General features: G+C 63.6%; 5 protein-coding genes. All 5 read right to left on the reverse strand.

Going from position 1 to position 7227, the window contains the following annotated elements:
- Positions 1 to 84 precede the first annotated feature (84 nt).
- Positions 85 to 555 (reverse strand): SRPBCC family protein, encoded by a 471-nt coding sequence (locus AC3WT0_RS18155; RefSeq protein ID WP_492754834.1) that lies wholly within the window; start codon positions 553 to 555, stop codon positions 85 to 87.
- 126 nt (positions 556 to 681) lie between these two features.
- The gene (locus tag AC3WT0_RS18160) at positions 682 to 1026 is read right to left on the reverse strand and encodes a DUF190 domain-containing protein (protein ID WP_492754835.1); all 345 of its coding nucleotides are present in this window, start codon (positions 1024 to 1026) and stop codon (positions 682 to 684) included.
- 11 nt (positions 1027 to 1037) lie between these two features.
- Positions 1038 to 4280, reverse strand: coding sequence for an efflux RND transporter permease subunit (locus AC3WT0_RS18165; RefSeq protein WP_492754836.1), 3243 nt, complete (start codon positions 4278 to 4280; stop codon positions 1038 to 1040).
- Between the two features lie 3 nt (positions 4281 to 4283).
- Entirely contained in the window at positions 4284 to 5447 is a 1164-nt protein-coding gene (locus AC3WT0_RS18170) for an efflux RND transporter periplasmic adaptor subunit (protein ID WP_492754837.1), read from the reverse strand.
- Between the two features lie 226 nt (positions 5448 to 5673).
- A complete protein-coding gene (locus AC3WT0_RS18175; protein WP_492754838.1) occupies positions 5674 to 6984 on the reverse strand; it encodes a TolC family protein in 1311 nt (436 codons plus the stop codon).
- Between the last annotated feature and the right edge of the window lie 243 nt (positions 6985 to 7227).

Below are 7227 nucleotides of genomic sequence, written 5' to 3' on the forward strand. Positions count from 1 at the left end.
TCGACAACAGCAGAATGGTGGAGGGCGCGGAGGCACTCATCTCCCTTGAGCGACAACCCGCCGACTGGGCGCGGAGCGGTTCTCTTAATGACGCCGACCGACCCGGTGCGAATAGCGCGAGATGGTGGTGCCCCGCTGCAAATAGATCGCCAGCGAATCGTCGATCCTCACGAGGGAACGTCGGAACGCTCGCTTCAGGACCGCAAGTCCGAGCCAAGAACCAATCCCCGAACAGGACAGGCAATGCATGAGTTGGGTGCCCTGATCCGACTTTTCCAAATGGAAGCTTTCCTCGATTTGGAGGACGCCCTTGATTCCTAGCCGCCAGGCAAAATCGGCCTGGCGGTCGAGGCGAACAACGTATCCATCGGCGGAAAACAGCGGAGCCGCACTGTCCGGATTCCTGTAAGTGCAGGAAAGTTTCCTGGGATCCACGGGATCGTTCTTGAGCGTAATGTAAGGGTGCCAGTCGCGATAGCGGTCTAAATCGACAATCAACTGCCAGACCCGCGCCAGAGGTGCGCACAGCACTATGGTATTTTCTACGGTAAACATGCCTCGTCATCCCGCGAGCAGCACCCGGAACCGCCCATCGGGTGAAGGTCTTGGGCGGCACGATATCGTGCCGCGCCAAACCCAATCCTTCCCCGGCGAGCACCTCGCCTCCAAGTCCGACGGTGCTCATTCGTCGCTATTGAGGACGGCCTGTTGGGCCTTCCCGCCCAGGATCTCGACGGCTTCCAGGGTCACGAGGCCGATATCAGGCACGTCATCCAGTGCCGCGACAAACGCCCTCAGCTTGGCATCCTCGTCAACGATCTCGATGACCACGGCGCGATCGCTTTCGAGCACGTGACGGCGATGAAAGTGGGCTGAACGGCCGAAGCCGATCAATGCTTCGAGCACCGTAACGCCCGCCAACTTCTGTTCGCGCGCGAGCGAGGCGACGTATTCGAAGACCTTTCGGTCGCCCATATAGGCGGACTCGTCGGTATAGATCCGTAGCAATTTGACCGAATTGCCCATATTTCTCTCCTTCACTCGCTCACGGGGGCTTCAGGTTCGCTCGGCAGCTCATCTGCACGACGCCAGCGCCATTTGACGCTCAGCACCACCTTGGCGATGGCGGGGAGCACGAGCAGCGTCAGGATTGTCGCAGCGATGAGACCGCCGATGACCGTCGTTGCCAGAGGCTTTTGGACCTCGGCGCCCGTGCCGTGTGCGAGTGCCATCGGCACGAAGCCGATCGCCGGCACGAACCCGGTCATCACCACTGCGCGCATCTTCTCGGCCATACCCTCCCGGATAGCCTCGGCCAGCGGCAGCCCGTTCTCGAGCCGTTCGCGGATCGCGGTCATCACAACCAGGCCGTTCAACACTGCCACACCGGCCAAGACGATGAAGCCGACGGCCGCCGAGACTGAGAAGTTGATGCCGGTCATGGCGAGCGTGAACACGCCGCCGGCAAGCCCGAGCGGTATCGCCAGATAGACCGCCAGTGCTCGGCCGACTCCTCCCAAGGCCATGTAGAGCAGCACGAAGATGACCGCGAAGCACAGGGGCACCACGATCGACAGCCGCTGAGACGCCGCCTGGAGACTCTCGAACTGGCCGCCCCATTTGAGGTAATAACCGGCGGGCAGTTTCACCTGCGCGATCTTGGCCTGCGCTTCCTGCACGAACGACCCCGCGTCACGGCCTTCCAGATTGACCTGTACGGCGATCCTTCGTTTGCCGTTCTCACGTCTGACTTCATTCAGACCTTCGGTGAACTGGATCTGCGCGACCTGTGCGAGTGGGACCTGCCGCCGCGCATCGACGCTGTCTTGCGGCAGCAGCACCGGGAGAGAACGGATATCGTCGAGATTGACCCGCGTCGCATCCGGCACGCGAACCGTGATATCGAAGCGTCGGTCACCTTCGTAGAGCAACCCGGACTCGCGGCCGCCGAGGGCTGCCGCGACCGTGTCCGCCACCTCCTGTACGGTCAGTCCGTAGCGCGCGATCATCGCGCGATCGAGTTTAACGTCGAGCATGGGCGCGCCGCCGACCTGGTCCGCCTTCACGCTGGCCGCGCCCGGGATCGACTGCAGCACACGCACCATTTCGTTGGCCGCTCGTGACATCTTGTCGAGATCGTCGCCGTAGAGAAGGATCGCCACGTCGCCGCGCACGCCGGCGATAAGTTCGTTGAAGCGCAGCTCGATCGGTTGACTGACTTCGTAGAGCTGGCCGAGCTGCCCGCGGGCCGCCTTCTCGATGCGCTCGACCACGTCGGCCTTCGTTTCGCCCGCCGGCCATTCATCCTTAGGCTTCAGGATGACGAAGCCATCGGAAATATTGGGCGGCATGGGGTCGGTGGCGACCTCGGCAGTACCTGTCTTGGAGAACATCAGCTCCACCTCGGGCAGCTTCTTGACCGCCTCCTCGACCTTGCGCTGCATCACCAGCGACTGCTCAAGGCTGACCGATGGAACTCGCGTGGAGGCGAGCGCCACATTCTTTTCGTCGAGTTGCGGGATGAACTCTGATCCGAGCAGGCCAAAGGCCGGAACCGCAGCGAGGAAGAAAGCCAGCCCGCCAAGAATGAACGGCCAGGGGCGCGTGATAGCTTTCTCAAGGAGCGGCAGATATCGATCCTTGGTCTTGCGGATCAGCCACACTTCCTTTTCGGCAACCCGCCCGCGGATGAGCAGCGCTACCAGCGCTGGCACCAGCGTAAGCGTAAGAATGAACGCGGCGACCAGCGCCAGCATGATGGTGATCGCCATTGGCGAGAAGGTCTTGCCCTCGACGCCTGTGAACATCAGCAGCGGCGCGAAAGCGAGAAGGATGATCGCCTGCCCGAACACGGTCGGCTTGATCATCTCCTGTGAGGCATGCATCGTCTCCTCGAGCCGCTCCCGGAGCGTCAGCAGCCGCCCTTCATGCTCCTGCCGGTGCGCAAGGCGCGCGAGACAATTCTCGATGATGATCACCGCACCGTCGACAATCAGGCCGAAGTCCAGAGCGCCAAGGCTCATCAGGTTGCCCGGCACCCGAAACGCATTCATCCCCATCGCCATCATCAGGAAGGAGAAAGGGATGACGAGGGTGGCAATGATCGCGGCGCGCCAGTTGCCAAGTAGCAGGAACAGCGATGCGGCGACGAGCAGTGCGCCTTCGGTCAGATTGCGCTCGACCGTCCCCACCGTCGCGTTGACGAGACTGGCGCGATCGAGAACGACCTTCACTTCAATGCCGGGCGGCAGCGTCTTCGAAACCTGATCGAGCTTGGCGGAGACGTCCTGCGCCACGGTGCGGCTATTCTCGCCGATGAGCATCAGGACAGTGCCGATCACGGCTTCTTCGCCGTTCACGCTGCCAGCACCAGTGCGTAGGTCGCCGCCAATCCGAACGTTTGCGATCTGGCCGACTGTCACGGGCACGCCGCCGCGGGTTGCCACGACGGCATTTCTGATCTCGTCAACCGAGCGCACGCGCGCATCGACGCGGACGAGATAGGCCTCGCCAGACCGGTTATAGTAATTTGCGCCGACAGCGAGGTTGGCCTTCTCGAGCGCTTCACCTAGCTCGCTGTAGGAGATGCCGAAGCTCGTCAGCTTGGTCGGATCGGGTTCGACTACGAAGGTCTTGGCGTAGCCGCCGATCGAATCGACTCCCGCGACCCCTGTAACCGCCTTCAACTGGGGGCCGACGATCCAATCCTGGACGGTTCGAAGATAGCCCGACTTCTCAACTTCGTCCGTGAGCAGTTCGCCTTCGGCCGTGAGATAGCTGCCGTCAGGCTGCCAGCCCGGTTGCCCGGCGACCTTCTTGGCACCCTTGCCGTCGGGATTTTTGTAGCCGACGGTATACATGACGACCTCGCCGAGACCGGTAGTGACCGGCCCGATCTGCGGCTGAACACCGTCCGGCAGTTTTTCGGTCGCCTGACGCAGACGCTCCCCGACTTGCTGGCGGGCAAAATAGAGGTCAGTGGATTCCGAGAAGATCGCGGTAACCTGGCTAAATCCGTTGCGCGAAACCGAGCGCGTCGTTTCGAGGCCCGGTATGCCCGCGAGGGAGATTTCAACGGGATAGGTGACGAGCTTCTCGATCTCGACCGGCGAGAGACGCGGGTCGATCGTATTGATCTGCACCTGCTTGTTGGTGATGTCGGGGACCGCATCGATCGGCAGTTTGGTCAGCTGCCAGACGCCGAGACCGGCGACGAGCAGAAAGAAGAAAAGAACCGCCCAGCGTGCGCGGACGGAAAGCGCGATAAGGCTTGCAATCACGGCTTATTCCTCCTCGCCCGCGCCCTTGCCGAGCTCGGCCTTGAGCAGGAATGCGTTTTTCGTTGCGATCATCTCGCCGGGCTTCAGACCGGAGATGACTTCAACCCTACCGGCGCTGCGCTGGCCGAGCGTGACGGACTGTGCGCGAAAGCCCTGCTTGGTTCGCACAAACACCACGTCACGGCCTTCCAGCGACTGAAGCGCTTCATCAGGCACGATGATTGCCCCAGAAACGTCGCCCCGGCTCGGCTTCAGGCGTACGCGAACCGCAAGGCCGGGGACCAGGCCGGCGTCACTGACGTCCAGCACCGCAGTGGCAGAGCGAGTCTCGCCACTGAGCGTGGGCGTAACCGACCGCACGCGCGCATCGATCGTGCGGCCGTCGGGAAGCTCAACGATCGCCGTGTCACCAGCAGCGAGACGCTGCGCATCGAGCGGACCAACGGCCGCCTCGATCTGGATCTGCCGAGGATCCGCTACACGGAACAACTCGGTTTCGGGCTGCACGAACGCTCCCAGGCTGACGCGTGCGGCGGTGACCCGGCCGGAGATCGGGCTGGCGACGATTGCACCACTGCCATCGCGTGTGACGTTTGCGGCACCTGCCGCGACCTGGGCTCGCCGGGCTTCAGCCGCGGCTGCCGCGGCTTCCGCCTGCGCCTGCTCATAATCGACGCGGGCTGAGACTTTCTGCTCATAGAGGTGGCGTTCCCGCGCAAGGTTGCGCTGGGCAAGAACCGCGCGCGCGTCGGCCGCCGTTCGATCCGCTGCGATCTGGGCGGCATCTCGGCTCTGCACGACGGCAAGCGTTTCGCCGGCCTTTACTGGATCGCCGAGCCGCTTGAACACGCGGCTGACCGCGCCGCCGGCACGCGCGGTGACGATCGCCTCACCGGTCGGCGAAGCCGTGACGGTAGCCTGGGCGAGAATTTCGGATCCAAGTCCGCCGGAACGGACCGCTTCAACGGCGATGTCGGCCGCACGGATCGCCTCTGCCGTCATCGCTAGGCTGCTCGGCGGGGTTTCCGCGCTTTCCTCTCCGGCCTTCTCCTTCTGTGTTTCTGCGGCTGGGTCTGCGGTGCAGCGGGCAACCGTGAAGCCGCCAACGGCCGCAAGCAGCACGGCGCCAGCCACGCCCCCGAGGAGTCGTTTATCCTGCGTGATCATTTAGCATCTCCGAATTTCATCTGGGCTGCCCGCGCAGGGTTGCGCGTTGCTGCGAACCGTGAGGCAAGGGCTTTGGAAGAGAGTGCTGCGGACCAAGCTGCCGGGGTCACAGCGGGCTTGGCGCTCTCTCGATCGGGTCCGGCGCCAACTTCTTCAGCGCGATCGTCTCTAAGAGAAGCGGCCGCCGGTGATAGCGATGGAATGTCATTCCTTGAGCCAGATGGTTTCATTGGCCTGTGTCCACGTCACTGGCGGCTGCTGCCTGCCGCGCCAGAGTCGCCTGGGCTTCCGCCCGGGCACGTCGCGCCGCGATGAGTTCCGCTTGAGTTGAGGCATAGGCCTGCTGGGCGTCGAGCAATTCGATCAGCGAGGATTTGCCCGCCCGATAGGAGAGCTGCGCGAGCCGCAAAGCCTCGCGTGCCTGGCCGATGCCGCTGCCTTCCAAGGCCGCGACGCGTGCTTCGGCAGCGGCGAGCGCGGAACGGGCGTTGGCGATTTCGGCCTGCGTGTTGGCGAGGGTGCTGTTTCGGCGCGCCTCAGCGGCCTGCGTGCCTGAACGCGCTGCCGCCACATTCCCTTGATTGCGATCGAACACGGGGAGCGGGATGGACAGACTTGCGACTAGCGCCCGATCGCCGGTTTCGCGCAGTTGGCGCATGCCAACGCCCACGGACGGATCAAGGCGGCCCTCGGCCCGCGCCTGGCGCAGCTGCGCCTCAGCAATCACGCGCTCGGCTTCGGCAAGCCTCACGTCGAGTGTGGCCATGGCGTCAACCGACGCGGGCGGCGACAGCATGTCACTGCCAACAAGCTCAGCCGGCGGAATGTCGACGCCGAACAGCGCCGCGAGCGAGCGCCGGGCGGTGACCTCATCGGCTTCAGCGGTGCGTAGAGCCGCGGTCGCTTGGGCCAACGCCGCTTCGGCTCTTAGCCCACGAAGCGGCGGTTCCTTTCCAGCATCGACGAGCTCGCGTGCGATGCGCGTCAGCTCGCGCGCGCGTTCTTCATTTTCTCTGGCGAGGGTCAGATTGTCGCGCGCAGATACACCGAGCGCAAACAGGTTACGGACCTGTTGCCCAAGATCAGCGCGGGCGATCGCGAAGCGATACTCCTGGGCGGCGAACTCGGCTTCGGCAAGCGTCATGCGGGCCTTGCGCCGCCCGCCGATATCGAGCCTCTGATTGACCGAGACCGTCGTTTCGGTCCCATTGAAGCCCGAATAGGGGCCCGTGCCGGCGAAGTTCTCGACCTCCACGTTCAGGACTGGATTGAAGCGGAATTTCGCCTGGCGCAGCCGACCACGCGCGGCATCGACCTCGGCTCGTGCGGCTGCAAGGGCAGGGGAGCGCGCTTCGGCTTCGTCCAGCGCCTGGCTGAGGGTTAGCCTTGCAGGAAGCGGCCCCGTGCGAATCTGCGGCGTGGTCGATGATGCAAACGGCCCTGCCATATCGGGCATTGTCGCCTGCGCGGCAGCGGGCGTGGCTGCAAATGCGGCCACGAGCGCCGCAGCCGTGGCGGCGGCAGATATGCGATGCATGAAGAAAGAACTCCTGACAATCCAAAGATGTGCGCCTGATTCCGGTCAGGCGCAGCCAATTTGGCTGTCAGGCGATTGGAGGGCGGAAGGTGCCGATGAATGTTGGCGGCGCAAGGCCGGTGCTTGGTCCTGCGGGCAGGATTTCGACCTTTGCCAACTCGGCTTTACCTGTCTTATTCACCGCGGCGGGTGAGAGGGTTGGCGGGAGTGGCGTAAGCGATTGCTTTGCAGTAGGAAAATGGG

This window comes from Sphingomonas sp. EU05-FHT14C10, assembly GCF_058790595.1.